Origin of the sequence: Schlesneria sphaerica, assembly GCF_044336245.1 — a bacterium.
Lineage (GTDB): Bacteria > Planctomycetota > Planctomycetia > Planctomycetales > Planctomycetaceae > Schlesneria > Schlesneria sphaerica.
The window spans coordinates 3,048,172-3,063,499 of the sequence record NZ_CP172346.1 but is presented as its reverse complement, the minus strand read 5'-3'; the positions used below and the strand labels follow the sequence as shown (position 1 = coordinate 3,063,499).

General features: G+C 54.0%; 14 protein-coding genes. 4 read left to right on the top strand and 10 right to left on the bottom strand.

Features of this window, described 5'->3' with window-relative positions; translation table 11 throughout:
• Window positions 1-123 precede the first annotated feature (123 nt).
• The 4 genes from ACGY09_RS11075 to ACGY09_RS11060 form a co-directional block, all read right to left on the bottom strand.
• A complete protein-coding gene (locus ACGY09_RS11075; RefSeq protein WP_397571593.1) occupies window positions 124-1,446 on the bottom strand; it encodes a GspE/PulE family protein in 1,323 nt (440 codons plus the stop codon).
• A gap of 134 nt (window positions 1,447-1,580) precedes the next feature.
• The gene (gene dapA, locus ACGY09_RS11070; protein ID WP_373650191.1) at window positions 1,581-2,471 is read right to left on the bottom strand and encodes a 4-hydroxy-tetrahydrodipicolinate synthase; all 891 of its coding nucleotides are present in this window, start codon (window positions 2,469-2,471) and stop codon (window positions 1,581-1,583) included.
• Window positions 2,468-3,397 carry an NAD(P)-dependent oxidoreductase gene (locus tag ACGY09_RS11065; RefSeq protein ID WP_397571592.1) on the bottom strand — a complete coding sequence of 310 codons (930 nt, stop codon included), beginning with the start codon at window positions 3,395-3,397 and terminating at the stop codon, window positions 2,468-2,470. The genes dapA and ACGY09_RS11065 overlap by 4 nt, the downstream gene beginning before the upstream one ends.
• A 106-nt stretch (window positions 3,398-3,503) precedes the next feature.
• Entirely contained in the window at window positions 3,504-3,695 is a 192-nt protein-coding gene (locus tag ACGY09_RS11060) for a hypothetical protein (RefSeq protein WP_397571591.1), read from the bottom strand.
• 1,490 nt (window positions 3,696-5,185) lie between these two features.
• On the opposite strand from ACGY09_RS11060, the gene ACGY09_RS11055 reads away from it, so the two are divergent.
• Window positions 5,186-6,526, top strand: a complete 1,341-nt coding sequence (locus tag ACGY09_RS11055) for a hypothetical protein (RefSeq protein WP_397571590.1) — start codon at window positions 5,186-5,188, stop codon at window positions 6,524-6,526.
• A 461-nt stretch (window positions 6,527-6,987) separates the two neighbouring features.
• On the opposite strand, the gene ACGY09_RS11050 is transcribed toward ACGY09_RS11055, so the two are convergent.
• The 5 genes from ACGY09_RS11050 to ACGY09_RS11030 form a co-directional block, all read right to left on the bottom strand.
• Complete coding sequence (locus ACGY09_RS11050) at window positions 6,988-7,386, bottom strand: transposase (protein ID WP_397571589.1); 399 nt, start codon at window positions 7,384-7,386, stop codon at window positions 6,988-6,990.
• Complete coding sequence (locus ACGY09_RS11045) at window positions 7,380-7,808, bottom strand: transposase (RefSeq protein ID WP_397571870.1); 429 nt, start codon at window positions 7,806-7,808, stop codon at window positions 7,380-7,382. Before ACGY09_RS11045 ends, ACGY09_RS11050 begins: the two co-directional genes overlap by 7 nt.
• 407 nt (window positions 7,809-8,215) lie before the next feature.
• A complete protein-coding gene (locus ACGY09_RS11040) occupies window positions 8,216-9,061 on the bottom strand; it encodes a DNA-methyltransferase (protein WP_397571588.1) in 846 nt (281 codons plus the stop codon).
• Window positions 9,062-9,266: 205 nt separating this feature from the next.
• Window positions 9,267-9,434, bottom strand: coding sequence for a hypothetical protein (locus ACGY09_RS11035; protein WP_397571587.1), 168 nt, complete (start codon window positions 9,432-9,434; stop codon window positions 9,267-9,269).
• Window positions 9,412-10,698, bottom strand: a complete 1,287-nt coding sequence (locus ACGY09_RS11030) for a DNA cytosine methyltransferase (RefSeq protein WP_397571586.1) — start codon at window positions 10,696-10,698, stop codon at window positions 9,412-9,414. The genes ACGY09_RS11035 and ACGY09_RS11030 overlap by 23 nt, the downstream gene beginning before the upstream one ends.
• Before the next feature lie 71 nt (window positions 10,699-10,769).
• Between ACGY09_RS11030 and ACGY09_RS11025 the strand changes: the two genes are divergently transcribed.
• Window positions 10,770-10,997 (top strand): helix-turn-helix domain-containing protein, encoded by a 228-nt coding sequence (locus ACGY09_RS11025; protein ID WP_397571585.1) that lies wholly within the window; start codon window positions 10,770-10,772, stop codon window positions 10,995-10,997.
• A gap of 19 nt (window positions 10,998-11,016) precedes the next feature.
• Entirely contained in the window at window positions 11,017-11,775 is a 759-nt protein-coding gene (locus tag ACGY09_RS11020) for a hypothetical protein (RefSeq protein ID WP_397571584.1), read from the top strand.
• Here the strand turns inward: ACGY09_RS11020 and ACGY09_RS11015 are convergent.
• Window positions 11,747-13,495: an AIPR family protein gene (locus tag ACGY09_RS11015; protein ID WP_397571583.1), complete on the bottom strand. Its 1,749-nt coding sequence runs from the start codon at window positions 13,493-13,495 to the stop codon at window positions 11,747-11,749. The genes ACGY09_RS11020 and ACGY09_RS11015 overlap by 29 nt on opposite strands.
• Window positions 13,496-14,436: 941 nt before the next feature.
• Here ACGY09_RS11015 and ACGY09_RS11010 point away from each other — a divergent pair.
• Window positions 14,437-15,078: a DNA alkylation repair protein gene (locus ACGY09_RS11010; protein ID WP_397571582.1), complete on the top strand. Its 642-nt coding sequence runs from the start codon at window positions 14,437-14,439 to the stop codon at window positions 15,076-15,078.
• Window positions 15,079-15,328: the final 250 nt, after the last annotated feature.

The following is a 15,328-nucleotide window of genomic DNA, read 5'->3' as shown; positions in this document are numbered from 1 at the left end:
CGTTGTAGTCACCGCTTCCAAACGCATCAACCCGAATTTGGGGGTGATTGAACGTGTCGACCCCCATTTCTGGGGTAAGTCGCACCCGATTCCAGCAAGAACTGCCGCCCGTAGGGAGGTTACCTACGATTTAAAGACGCGCTGGAGCTCTTCCAGCGAAGTTTTCCCCTCTGATACCAGTCGCAGACCATCTTTATGGAACGTCAGACAGCCTTCAGCCCGCGCAAGTGCCTTAATCTGGTCTGCAGGAGCCCCCGACGCAATCAGTTTGCGCAGCGGGTCCGAAACGATGATCACTTCCATCATCGCCACTCGACCGTAAAAGCCGACCCCTTTGCACTTTTCGCACGGTTCCTCTTCTTCACCGGTCTTCTCGTTGACGATCGGTTCACCCTTGCGATACAGAACCTTCGTTTCCGGAGGGAGACCCACCTTCTCCAGCAGTTTGGGATTGGGACGGAAGGCCTCGCGACATTCCGTACAGAGCAGACGGACCAGCTTGGGGCTGAAAACGGCGTCGATCCGCTCGCTCGCCATCTGCGGATCCCCTGCCCATTCGCGCAACTGCACGATCGCACTGGAGCAGTCTTTCGCCTGCATTTCGCTGACGATGCAGATGTTGTCGGCAACGCTGAAGAGTTGCTGAGCCGTATCCTGATCCCGGATCGGATCGACGAAGATTACATCCGCCTCTTCGCGCATCATTCGACCCATGGAGGTCGCAAGATCGTCGCCCGGGTTGACGTCGAATTTCTTGATATTCAGCAGTTCCCGCGTTGTATTGGCGATCGAATAGATCGAATACAGGTAAACGTCGATCCCGCGCAGCAGTGCGTAGGTGGTCGTCGTCACCCCGGACCCCGCCGGGCCACAGCAGATGATCAGGCCGTGCCGGTGGCCCGTGACTTCACGGATCGTCTGGCGCAACGAATCGCTGAAACCGAGATCCATCGGTGTTTCCAGCTTCTGGCTGAGGTCCCGAACGCGCACAACCAGTCGCTCGGTCCCCTCTGCCTGCGGCGTGAATTCGACCGAAAGCTCGTACTTTTTGCCCAGGAATTCGGCTTTCACGCCCCCCGACTGAGCCTTTCCTTTCAACCGAGCATCAAGCCCCGAAAGGACTTTCAACATCTGGAAGATGGCGGAGGCTTGCTGTTTGGCGAGTCGGCCACCGGAATAAGGCATTCCGTCGATCGAGAGAGCGACCTGAGCCCGCTCCCCTTTGACATCGACACGAATGACTTCGGCCCGCCGCTCGATCGCGTCCGTAATCAGGTCCTTGGTGGGACGCAGGGCCGCCTGGACCAGGCGCGCGTTCGCGGCCATGTCAGCGGTGTTTCCATTCATGGCACCCTGGAAATTCACCAGCTCGACATCGTCATCATCATCGTCGTCGTCTTCCTCGTGGCGGGTATTTTGATTCTTCTTTCCAAACCCGAAGACCATCAGATTCAGCCCCTCTCTCAACCAGTAAGGATCGACGCAACGGCGTTAAATGGGACTTAACGCCATTGTTCGCAGCAGACGATGCGGATTGGGATGTCTGCCAATCACGCGACAAACTCAAGTTACCATGCGCGCTAGGACAGCAGGCCATAAGCCTGCAATGTCTTTCGCAATCGTTCTTCTTCCGCAGCCGACAACGGCGTCAGTGGCAGCCGAAGTTCGCCCGTATCGCGGCCCAGCATCTTCATGGCGACCTTGACCGGAATCGGGTTGGTGGCGATCCCCAGCATGTCGCGGCACAGCGAAAACAGCTTGAAGTGCCAGCGCTGGGCTTCGGCCATGTCACCCGCCTTGAAGGCCTTCAGTAACTGGAGCATGTCGGCCGGAACGATGTTCCCCACCACCGACACAATTCCGCTCCCCCCCATGGCCAGCAGAGGCAGCGTCAGGCTGTCGTCACCGCTGAGAACGGTCAGATTGGTCTGGGCGAGTGTCTGAGAAGCCTGGTCCATCGAACCGGTGGCTTCCTTGATCGCGACGACACTGGGAATTTCGGCGATGCGGGCGACCACATCCGGTTCCATGTTCTTCGCGGTTCGGCCGGGAATGTTGTACAGAATAATCGGGATATCAACCGCTTCCGCGACCGCACGGTAGTGCTGGTAGAACCCTTCGCCGGTTGGCTTGTTGTAGTACGGGGCGACCATCATCGCTCCGTCAGCACCCGCCGACTTCGCAAAGCGAGTCAACTCAATGGCTTCGGCCGTGCTGTTGGAGCCCGTGCCCGCCATGACCTTGATCCGGCCGGCCGCATGTTCGCAGACGATCGCGATCACGCGTTCGTGCTCTTTCGTGGACAATGTCGGGGATTCGCCCGTCGTACCAACGGGACAAAGGCCGTTTGTCCCCTGAGAAATCTGCCAGTCGACCATTTTCTTCAGCGCGACTTCATCGACCTGACCATTCTTGAATGGAGTGACGATCGCGACGGTCAAACCAGCGAATTGTTCGCCTTTACGTATCATTGAACTGACTTTCTATTCTTCCAATCGATTCCCGACATTTCCGCCAATGCCAACATCAACGCGTGAGTCCCGTTTCGACCCCATCCCTTGGCTTTGACGGAGAGATAGAGCTGTTCGCCCAAGGCCAGACCGGGCAAGGACAGGCCCATCCGTTTCGCCTCGGACAGGGCAATTCCCATGTCCTTGATAAAATGCTCAACAAAGAAACCCGGATCAAAGTTGTCGCTGATGATGCGGGGGCCGAGATTATTCAGTGACCAACTGCCGGCGGCACCAGGGCCGACCGACTGCAGCATCGTGGAGAGATCCAGACCCGCCTTGTAGCCGTACAACAGCGACTCACACACGCCAATCATGTTCGTGGCAATCAGAATCTGATTGGCCATCTTGGCGTGCTGCCCGGAACCCGCTTTTCCCTGGTAGACCAGCGTCTTGCCCATCGTCGAAAACAGCGGGTTCAGCGAGTCAACCACCTCTTTGTCCCCCCCGATCATGATCGAAAGAGCCGCGTTCTTCGCGCCGATGTCACCACCGGAAACAGGAGCGTCCACACTGTGGACCCCTTTTTCACGGGCTTCTTCGTGAATCTCGACGGCCAGAGACGGTTCGCTGGTGGTCATGTCGACCAGAATCGTCCCGGCTTTGGATCCCGCCAGGGCACCGTTTTCGCCCAGCAGCACTTCCCGCACATCACTGGGAAATCCGACAATGGAAAAGACGACGTCCGACTGTTCCGCGACTTTCTTCGGACTGTCGGCCCACTTCGCCCCTTTTGCGACCAACGGGTCCGCCTTGGATTTGGAACGAGTGTACACGGTGGCGGCGTAGCCAGCCGCAATCAGATGGCCGACCATACTGGAACCCATCACACCGGTCCCAATCCAGCCAATTCGCGTCACACCTGGGCTGATCGCCGCTGACGTCATCGTCGTGATTCCATTTATCAGGTGAAAAAAGGGCGAAAGAGTGGCCGACGAAGGTCGTCGAATTCGCACGATCGGCTCACGAGTATACCGTCGACTAACTGCCTCGTCACGTAAGCTCCACCAAGGAAGCAGGCCCCGCCAGCGGGAGAACTCGTTCCGCCAAGGCGATCCCCTCCCATCCGGCCATCCCCCACATCGATTCCGCTGACTTCCCGAGGAAAAATCTGCCGAACTTCTGCAAGTTATCCAGGTTGTCGCGGTCGCGGGAAGGAAATGCACGCTGCGCGCGGTTGAGCATCTTGAGCACCTAATCAATCAATCCCCTGTTTTTCAAGGCTTTCCATTAGATGCTCAAGGTGCTCAACCGTGAGCACCTTGAGCATCTAATCAACCGGCCAAGTTGAAGCCGCCACCCCCGTCTGCAGCGAAGATTGTGCGCCGTCTCTGCGACTCCGCGCACCATTTCGTTTCCACCCTGTCATTAAATCGTCTGGGCTCTGTTTCACCTGATTCATCTGTTTCATCTGAGATGCCCCCTCCCCAACTCATCGAGTACCAACACGCCCCGCCCGCAAGAGTCAGAGACGAGAAAGTCCCTCGCGCCGAAATCCCTGGCCAGCCGGGCCAGTCCCCTGAAAATCTGTAAACCGTGATCAAAGCAGCACATGGGCCTGGCCAACGACTGGCCAAAGGCTGACCAGCTGGCCAGCCCCACTCTGTTTCACCCCTTCCCCATCCACCAAGATTCGTCGCCAAGACGGCACCGGCATGGCAGCGGCATCCTGCCGCTGTCTTCGATTCCTCCCCGTCCCCTCACAATACCCGCACATCCATCAATCTCCCCCCCTCTCTCATATGCGCCCCTTTGCCGTCGCGACGCCCACAAGATCCTGCCGACCAGTCGCGGTCGATGTCCAAATCTTCCTCTTCATCATCTAGATGCCGATGAAAGGCCCATGAGATGAAGGGGAGCAAATCGCCCTGGAGTTAAACGGCCAGAAAAACGGTACGTGCGGACCCTGCCCCATCTCGCTGTCGTCCTCCCCGCGAAGCTCCGATACTGCGAATCGGCCACTTCGCGCGTCTTTCTTATGTCCCCACATCAGATTGACTGGCGCAAGCAATGTCAGCAACAAACGGCAGTATCGCCATTGCAAACTTCCAAACCTCTGGAAGAAAGCTCACTTGCCAATGCGCCGGCCCGAGGGCACGGGCATCAAGATGCTGTCTGAAGGTCACTGTCCGAGCTGCGAGATTGCGGGCGTACATCGGCGGTCCCGCCCTTCCCGATGTCGACTGCGACGTCACCGTGCGGTGACCGAAAACGTGGCACCGGCTTCCAGCCGGTGATAGCTGAAGCCCAGCGGCTGGAAGCCACTGCCACTGATATCACAGATATGCAGTGTCAAAGTGGACCTTCCCAACTCATCTCTTCATCGTAGGTCGGTACCTATGGGTTGGGACGAATCAACCGTTCACATCTTTGGTCTGTAACGGACAAGGAAAGAACCAAACAAGGGCTTTTCGATCCGTAAGCGCCAATCCGTGGCACCAGTTTGCGAACGTGCACTACGAGATGTCACTGACATCGGTCTGGGCGGTTTCAAAGCAGTCAAGCGGAAGGTGATAGGGCGAAATCTTCTTGTTGGCGCGGGAAGCGGGAATCCACAACCGTTAATACATGCTGACATTCCCACGTTCGCCGAAGTCTGCTAACCACTCTCCGTCAGCCAATCTGGAATCTTGGCGTCCAGGCGCATTATCGATCCTCGGATGTGGAGCATCTTGATGAGTCGTCACTTCGCCAGTTTCCTCGTTGTTTTCACTCGACTCGTTTTTGCACCACTCATTTCAACGGCTGGTGCCGTCGTCTTGATCATCGGATCTACGCAGGCCCATGAGCCGCCGGAAAGGATCTTGCTGAAGGAGCAGAGTACAGAGGACCTAATCTGCGGGCTTGACTCGGCACCAAGTCCCCTCTGGTTATCGCTCGATGATCCAACACCCTATTACGAGGAGGTGCTTAAAGAGCTTATCGCGCGTGGTGGTTCGCGCGTTGAGCAGGCCTTGCGGGCGAAGCTTCGAACGAGTGCAGAAGTTCCACAACTGGCTCGAAAGCAACTTCAGGCGATGAAATCAGATGACGAAGGTCGGCGAAAACAGGCCGCGATTGTCCATAATCTGGAGCACAATCTGGAACGGTTGACGGCCTTGCGCCGGGTGCAGCATCGGGCGGATCCGCTGCAAATCATTGTCACGATTCCACCGACCGTAAAGGCGGGAACGCGATGCCTCCCTATTCTCGAGGTCGCACTGAAAAATCAGGACGTTGAAAAAATCCCGGTATGGATCAAGCACACAAACGGTTGTGCTCGCTGGGCCATTCACGTCTGGGATGATGATGGCAAGATGCTTCCGATTCGACACGGCGCGGCCCTTAATTTGGGGACGACGTGGTTCGGGCCGTTGGAATTCGGCGATACATCAGAGACGAAATTGTCCATGTCCGATTATGTGGACATCCAGGTACCCGGCGAATACAAGGTCCAGGTCCTGTACCACGATCAAATCGATATCGGCCAAGTCGAGGATGTTTTACTGCTGGAACGGCTGATTGTACTCAAATCCGAGCCGTTCGTTGTGCGAGTGGAACACGGACCCAAAATCACGATTGAATTGCAACCGGTCTCCATGCAGCAAGCACGGGACCTCATTCGCAAGCTGGACGGGAACCAGAAGCTGCGCATGGTAGTAGGAAAATACACCGACAACTTTCACAAATTCCTGGATCCGAAATCCGCACAGGGTGAACTGCTCACCATGAGTTGGCAAGCGGTTCCAGCGATGCTTGAGTCGCTGGAGGATGAGAAGCGATCGTTCCGCGAGCGAGCCTGGTTGTTAGCGTTGCTATATTCCATTACTGAAGAGCGTGGATTCGACCCCCGGATGGTAGTGGGCATATTGCCGAACTACGAATATCAGGAAGTAGCTGGCTCTGGCTGGCAAGGATCCTTCGAACAAAGCAGTTTCGATCAGAAGAGAGTCGATTCACAGCGAGAATTCTCGCGGAGATGGCTCCGCTTTCGCGATGACTACATCATCATCAAGTCACCAAGCGGGGCGAACTGACAATCGGCGTGCAGCGACGATGCAGCGCAGACGTGCAGTATCCCGGTAGATCTTCCCATCTGCATCGCGCAGCTGTACCAGCTTAAAGAGGAATTCAAAGCCACAGGTCTGACCGGTGCGGCACAATAGGATGCGCGCGAGCAGCACGCCGTTCCGATTCTGGAAGCCTTCCGAGTCCGGCTGAGAAAAAGACAGAACCGGGTGCTCCCATGAGCCCGATCGGGCGGGCCGTTACCTACGCGCTGAACCAGTTGAAGGCGGTATGCCGCCCGCAACGAGAACAGTCTACTGGAGATAGATAACACAGCAGAGCGGATGATGGAGCCTCCTCCTCATCCTGACGAAGAACATGCTGTTCGTCGCCGGTCTGCTCCCCAATCACTGGCTGAAGGCCCATCTCGAGAACCGCTGGAAGATCGAAGCGATCCGAAAAAAGAACGCCAAAGGTCCTAGAAGCAGTTTCAAAACCGGTTCAAGCATATCATTAGGCAGGCGAGGTGGAAAAAACCTTCGAAGAGATGCGGGTAGTATTCATGCCGGACAAGAAGTCTTCTCTGATAGCCTAACCAGCTGATCGTGCGTTCGACTTTCCAGCGACTCGCATATCTCCTCAGGCTTCGCCCGTCTTGTCGAGACGGCTTCTTCCGGCCTTTTCGGTGGGGTGTGATTTGCTCCATACCTCGCAGTTGGAGTGTGTCACGAACCCAATCCGCATCGGCCGCCTTATCGTACAGCAGCCTCTCTGGTCTCTGGCCAGCAACTTGAATGTCGACCAGCGTCTCGATCGTGTTGACTTCGGCGACCTGTGCAGAAATTGTGAACCCCGAGATGGGGACGCCGTTACCGTCCGTCATCAGCATGAGTTTCGTTCCTTTGCCTTTCTTGGTCTTAGCAACCTCGGCGCCCCTTTTTTTGCAGGCGAAATGGTGCCATCACCCATTGCCTGCGACCAGTTCAGCCGCTTCTGTCGATCAAGGGACTGAAGGAGTCGTTCCCACGTTTTGACCATGATTCCTCTTTCCGTCCACTCCTTGAGCCTTCGCCAGCATGTTGCAGGAGACGGGTATCGCTCTGGTAAATCTTGCCATCGCCCTCCGCTCTTCAGGACCCACAGAATTCCCTCCAGACACGGTCGAGGCTCGACTCGTGGTCGGCCTCCCAGTGGGGATGGAAGAGGGTTCGCAAACAGATCTTTGATGGAATTCCACTGGGCATCATCGAGAAAAGGCTTCGGGACCGTCCTGGACCCTGTCGTATTCGGCCGCCGTCGCTGGGGCCACATGGACAGGGTAATTCGCATGTAAGGGACTCCTTTCTCCCTTATCGGTATGCAAATTGCCTGCCAGAGTAGTTATTGCAAAAACAGGGTTTTGAAACTGCCTCTAACAGCAAGAAACCAACAAGAGAAAGAAACGCTCCACCCTAGACTCACCCCCGGTGGCCTACTTCACCGCGCGCTTACGGAGCAAACTCACCCCATCAGACGGGTCTGATCCCCAACCACTGGCTAAAGGCTATTTGGAGAACAGCTGGAGTGCTCCGATAACGGACAAATTTGATTATGCACGCATCGTATTTCACACCGTGGCCATCGTGTCGCTCGACATTGTGCTGATTGAGCGTGTTTCGTGATTCACTAAAGTGACGAGCCTTGCTGGCCGACGGTCATACCGTTAAGTATCGCAACAGTCAGGCAACACGCTTAGCTGGCGCAACCAAGCGGGCGTTACCACTGCGAACATACTCTGGATTCAGTTCGATTCCGAGGAACCGACGTTGCAGTGAATTCGCGACTAAGCAAGTAGTTCCTGATCCAGCAAATGGGTCAACCACTAAGTCACCCCTGTCAGAACACGTCTCAATTATTGGTCGGATGAGTTCAGGAGAAAAGGCTGCATAGTGGTCTGTGGCTGATGTGGTTGCTGCAACAGTTAAGACATCAGTTGGAATGCACCCCTTAGGGTTTAGTGTAAATCTTTGACCGTCACGCATTCTTGAATCATTGGCGTTAGGGCGTCGCTTGCTTTTTTCCCCGCCATAAATTTGTCCGTTCCCCCATCGACGAATTGTCACATCTGCATATGGAACGCGAATTGCATCAATATTAAAGCGGTAGCCTGACGGACGTTTTGTTAAAAACAGAATGTGTTCGTGACTACTGCGCCAGCGATTGCGGGGACTCTCAGGAGCGGGGGCAGGCTTCTTCCAGATTAGATCGTTCCGGACAACCCAGCCCAATTCATCAGCGACAATGGCTATTCGATGCGGCACAAGAAGTAACTTGCGATTGTGGTAAGTGTCACCAATCACCAGAAAGCAACTACCTTGTCTGTCGGTTGCACGCAGCGTTAATCGCAGAACTTCCTTTATTCGCTCAAGATATTCTGCTAGTGTGCCTTCTTGGCCGATTTGGTCGGAAACACCGTAATCTCGCTGTTTGTAGTAGGGTGGTGACGTCACCGTTAAAGCAATTGATTCCTTTTCCAATCCTTTAAGCACCTCGACGGCATCTCCACATCGAATCTCTCCCGTCATCGATCCGTCCCACTTTCAAGTTCTTCCATGAGCGTATTCATGCGGTTGACGACACTGCTGAAGTCGAGCGCAGTTTCATGTCCCAATAACTTCTACACCTTCCATCCACTCGTTCGGAGTTTCCGAAAGTCCGTTTTATCTGCCCCTCAATATTTTGTTGCCGGTATGGCACCAGCTTATGTTTCCGAGTAAGGATCCTCCACCCCTACCAGCAGTTGTCATCCGAGAATACTGCGGGTTTAATGGGCAAATAGACGAAGTCTGGCTTGCCGGTTAGGTTCGCGACATTCCTGAGATATGTCCAGCCCGATTCGGTGAAATTGGTAACCATTGCGACCTCAGCAAAGGTGTCATTTCCTCTCACCGCCTGCATCGTTCGCCGCTGTGACGGTGACATCTTGGCCACCGATAAATTCGCGGCTTTCAGCCTGATATGCGTCGAATACAGGCGTCAATACATTTTTATCAATCCACTGGATAACCGGCACACATACGGCATCGCCAAGCCCGTAAAGGTTCTGAATCGTATTTTTGACGAGTGGAAAGTCACCTGCTCCTTGCAGTCGAGCGTATTCCCTTGGTGACATCCAGCGAATCCGAAGCTGGCCACGATCGACGGCTATGATAATCTGTCTCGCACTTCCCCCTTTGGGAGTGCGCAGACATCCGGCCAACCCATCGAATCGAATCTCTGCTCGGGTTTTCCCGTTACGCTTGCGACGGTAGATCGTTCCCGTGAACTTCCCGCCGGATTCGAGCATTTCATCGACGATTTTTCGATGCCGATCACTCATCATGTCATGGTGTTTGGATACGGAAGTCGCATCCCACCACTCTTGATTGTCATCCAAGTCGATGATGTCGGCAATGTCCACGCGTTCTGCTTTGGGTTCACGCAAATCGAAAGCCGCCCAACCCGTGGGCAATTCGATCGCCTCCATTAGTTGGACAAGTTTGGGTGGTCTCAAAAACTTTCCGCCTGCGTCAATCCGACTTGACCATCGCCCTGAGAACCATTCGCTCTCTTCCTTGCGAACTGTCGGCGCTCCGTTCACAGATTCGTGTACACCGATGACAAAAATTCGGGGGCGACTTTGCGGTACGAAATACCGTGCATCTACGGCAAATGAATCGATCCAATAGCCGAGTTCCGCGAGAGCGCGAACTGCCGCCTCGTAGTCTTTGCCGTCCTGTGAAGTGAGGAAGCCAACCACATTCTCGAGCATAACTACCTTCGGACGGCGTCGGGCGAGTTCTTGCAGAACATTCACGAAGCCGAAGAAGCTTGAGGAATGGACGCCGTCAAAGCCCTTCCAGTTGCCAGCAAGCGAAGTGTCGATGCAAGGGAACGATGCGGTCGCGAGGAACGGCGATCCAGGGATTTTGGCAATCACTTCATCGCGATTCCACACGTCGCCCAAATGAAAATGGCCGTCAGAACCGAAGCAGGCCTCATAGAGCTGCCGCTTCTTCTCTGATATGTCATTGGCGTAGGCGCAGTACCACCCCGAGGCAGCGAGGCCCATTCGGACGAGGCCGATTCCTGCAAAGAATTCGCAGAAGACTTTCCGCGATGACGCTGAGGCCTCTTCCTTCAGTAGCTTAGGGGCGATGATGCCTGCTGTGGTGTCCCGCACTCCTGATCCTCTTATTTTCCGGGACGCAAAACCCGTGGATTTAAAGACCACTATAGTCGAAATTGCCGCACATGGACAAGGGAAAGGTGAAACTTCTGTTCGGAGCCCGCCTGCGTGAGCTTCGTAAAATTCGAGGCTACAGCCAAGAGGATTTTGCGCACCAAGTTGGGCTGGACCGAAGCTACATGGGCGGAGTCGAGCGCGGCGAGCGAAACATTAGCCTGGAAAATATTTGCCTTATAGCCGATGCACTTCAAGTTCCGCCTTCGACTCTGTTCGAGGGCTGGACGGAGTCATGATGACCCCGGAGCATAATTAATGCCAAGCACGACGCTCGAAGTTATTAATCGCCAGATCGACGAAGCACTCCCTGACTTAGAGAAATATCGGCCGACCGCAATGCAGTGGCATCAACGGGCAAAGCATGCGGCAGCCATTTTCGTCCCTTGGCTCGAATCCAATGCTCTCGCAATTAAGGCCTACGTCGAAGGTACTCTGAATGCTCCCAGTGAACTGCGTCGTATGTGGATGGAAATTCGACCGCATGTGCACTTGCCCAGAGAGCAGATCGAAGCTTTCGATCTACAGCTATCACTTGATGATGTGCTTCGTGAATCAGTGACCGGCGAAGTTGTTAGCAACGTCGTCACCAAGTTCCTCTTGGGGCATCATAGTGACCTGAAGAGCAACGGACGGAGTGACTATCCAGACGTATATGTCTCCACGTTGGACTATTCTGGTATTCCAGAATTCAAGAGGGATAAGTCGGGCGACGAAGAAACCTATGGAGCCGCAAGAAAGGGGAAAGAACAGAGGCCAGTCCGAGTTCCTGACGGGTTGGAAATCAAGACCTGTCGTAATCACATACGTGTGGATTGCCACAATCCCCATGCTGGTCTGCATCTGGCGCTTGTCTTCACTGAAGCCAGTCGGCTGTTTACTGTATCTGATCTCCGAATTGCATTCTTGAGGTCGGCCGATTATCGCGAATCGGGCCGGAATACGACTGCAACCACGGTCAAGTTCTCGTTCAATGGTGAGCGGTTCGTTACTCTGCTTTCGCGGAATTCAACTTAGATGACGTTGTTTTAGGTGCTGCTTTTGTGGTGTTCTTGTGGAGGTACCGTTCAATGTCACCATCTAGATTATTCGACTTCATTGCACCGTCAAGGTCGTTTGCGTAAGCGGGGTTTGCAGCGACTACATTCTTGAATGCAGACATCGCTGCCTCAAAGTGGGGACTAATTATTTGCTCGTTTGTCATCAGCGACTCGATCTGGCGTGGCATGGTGTGAATGTTAGTCCATTGATCAACCCCTCGCCAGAAAAATGCTCCAATCCTTGCGATATGAAACGCGCCGTTCTTGGCTAAGCGACGTGTGGTGTCGTCTGAGCTTTCTGTGCTCCCAGATTCTTTGAGCCATTTAACTGCAGATTTGTATAGCAAGAACGACAACACAAACGGCTCGATTACACCATCGTCGAAGATCTTCGAGTAGAGATCGCTCCAAACCCGGTACTTCCGACGTCGTGCGTCAGATGGCTTGCGCAGCACAACCGCAAGATAGCTCTGCGCGACCAATTCGTTGGGAGCGATTCTTGTGGGGTCGACGCCCGCCATTTTGTCATACTGACGAACTTTTCGCTCGTAGAGTAGTTTGTATTTGTTGAATCGCTGCTCCATCTCAACCTGTACTGAATCATTCGCCCTCAGGTCCCTGCTGCTAATGCGGTTCTGATTGTTCGTCGTCAGGACGATTTTATTCACCAGCACAGGGGGGGCCTCGTAGATGCGAAGAAGTACGAGGACATCCTTATGCAGAACCCTGTCCTTTGCGGCTCGGGCTAAAGTTGTTGCTGTTTGACAGCCGTTTACTATTTGAATGTTCTTAATTTTCACCACCGGCTGGTCAGGATCGGTGACCGCGTCGAAGCTGTCACACACGATTGTAATGCCGTTGTTCAGAAACCAGAATTGGTGGCTTTCTGCGCTGCTTATGCACGTGTTTCGAATGTCAGAGTTTACATTGCCACGCTCACCTAAGAAGCGTCTAATATTTGAATCGAAGAGGTATCCTGATTTATCTGCGTTGACTAGCTTGGCGATTTCTCGTCCAGGTACGCTGCAGACCATTCCCTTTAATCCAACTGCATGAAATTTGATGAGCGATGGATTATTTGCGTCGTATTTCATCTTAATGTCGGCGTTGATCTTCTTCGTTCTCTTCTCCGCGGCGCTGATTGCCTCAACTAACTCGTCGCTGCCCCAGATTTTGAGATTAAAGCTTTCGAACGTGCCGTTGTCATAAGTTTTTTTTATTGATTTCGCTTCCTGATTGAACTCAACAGAGCAGCCATTCGTATGACCCTTTGTAACGAATGCCACGACGAGCCGAATGTTCGATGCCCCCAATTCTCCTTGGGTTGAACGGTATGCTGAAATCCTGTCAATGAAGGACTGGTTCTTAAGCGTCTGCAATTCCAATTTAGGTTTATCGAAAATCCAGCTGAGGCCGTTCTTCATCAGGGCCAATTTGTTTGATTCGAAAGAATCGGTGTTCTTCACTTGGATGATGTAGACAGTCGCCTCATCTTCCTTGCTATCCTCAATGGTGATGGTGTCAATCTGCTTGTCGAAGCTTCCGTCAACGAGATCGGACGGGTTAAACGCATGAATGCTCTGGCCCGTAATGACCGAGTGCACGAGCCGCAAGAAGGCCATGTCTCTGTCTTTAAGGTTCAGAAGTTTTGCCGTGCTGTCAATGTGGTCATCGATGATCTGTTGGCGCAAAGACACTGCGGCCCTCCCGAGGAATCACGATTGCGGTTTGGAGTTTCGGATCACTTTACCGTCTAGTGAGCCTTTGTGCGATTACCTGGCAGGTTTTAAGGACGCGAACCTTAATCAACGACACAGGCGCGAAACGCGTGCTGACGCGTTTTCGACGGATGAACCGCCTGTTGTGCATGTGATCAACTTGGTTGATCGCCGGGCTTTCGGCTGGGGACCAATTCCCTGACCGGCAAGAACTATGTCCCTTGGAAGGGTATGGGGAGGCTGCTCAAACGCTATGCCGCCTACTTGGGGGCGAACTGCTGGGATTTGCGAGTCTTCTCAAATCACTTCCACCAGATCCTGCGGTCTCGTTCCGCTGTGGTTGCGACCGGGGATCATCCGGTACTCGCTCGACGGTGGTTGCTCCTATTTCCTCTCGGGAGGGATGACCACGGAAAACTAAGGAGCGGAATCAGGCCGAGTTTGATTTGATCCAGAACGATGCCCGGAAACTTGAACTCATTCGCTTGGGGTTGTCGGACATTGGTTAGGTAATTCAAAAGGGCAGGGTTCATTGAGTTTGGTTCTTGAAAATGCTGGCGCGATCAGCATGTAACAACCGCCACGAGCGGATGAAGCAGGGCCGCTGTACTATGTCTTGAATCGAGGCAACGGACGCCAGGAAATTGTACACGGGCCCGTTGATTATTCCGCATTCGGACAGATTCTTGTGGAAGGGTTGTGAAAAGGGAACTCGCAGGGATTTAAACATTGGCTCAAACAGGGAGGTCTCACGGGTTACCCGAATGGATCGAGCGAACGACCGCACGACTCGGTTTGGAATCGATCCTCTGAAATCGAGGACGTCCGCAGTTCCGCTTTCCCGATCCCCACGACTAGGGTAGAAACAATAAGTCCTGACGACTTTGTTACCTCTGACAAGCAGCGAAGAGGCAGAGAAAATGGTTCTGTCGGCAAAAGCAACGAAAATTGTCTCCGAGTTGACCCAAGATAAGCCCAAGCTTGGCGATCTCAAAAAACTGGGCGGGGAGATCAAGAAGGACCATGATCTGGCGATGGAGCTGTGGTCCACGGGGGAGTTCCATCCGCGTCTGCTTGCGACCCTCATTTTCGACCACAAACTGCTCACCGAAAGTGCCATCGACCAGCTTGCTTCCGATCTGCTGCAGCATGACCTGGAGCAACGGAATCAATTGAGTGACTGGCTGCTGGCAAACCAGCTCACCAAGAGCAGGAAGCTGGTCGCTCTGATTCCGACGTGGGAGACAAATCCTTCCCCGGTTTTGCGCCGCTGGTTCTGGTATCACCAGGCTCGCTTGCGCTGGACGGGACAGGTTCCTCCTGAAAATAGCGCGGAATTGCTGAAGTCTCTGGAAAAGGAGATGGCTGATGCGGAGCCGGAGGTTCAATGGGCGATGAATTTCTGTGCCTGCCAGATTGGGGTTCACGAGCCCCAATTTCGAGCCCGGTGCATCAAGCTCGGAAAAGCATTGGGGCTCTACAAGGACGAACACGTTTCGAAAAACTGTACACCGTCGTACCTTCCCGAGTTCATCAGGATTGAAGTTGCCAAACGTGAGTGACGCCCAGTAAACAACCAGTAAACAGTCAGTGGCATCGACGCGAGCACACCGCATCAATGATTGTCAGACAAGCGAGAGGAACTCGTCCGACTCAGTGTTGAATGAAGGCTTGAACTTATCCAAACATGCAGTGTCCCGTAGGGCGTGGCCTCCTCGGAGAAGCCGTCATTTCTTCTGGTTCGGGACGAAGGGGCGCACTGCATGCCCGAAGACGGTCATACAGTGGCATTCTTGGATTGAGAGGGGTTGG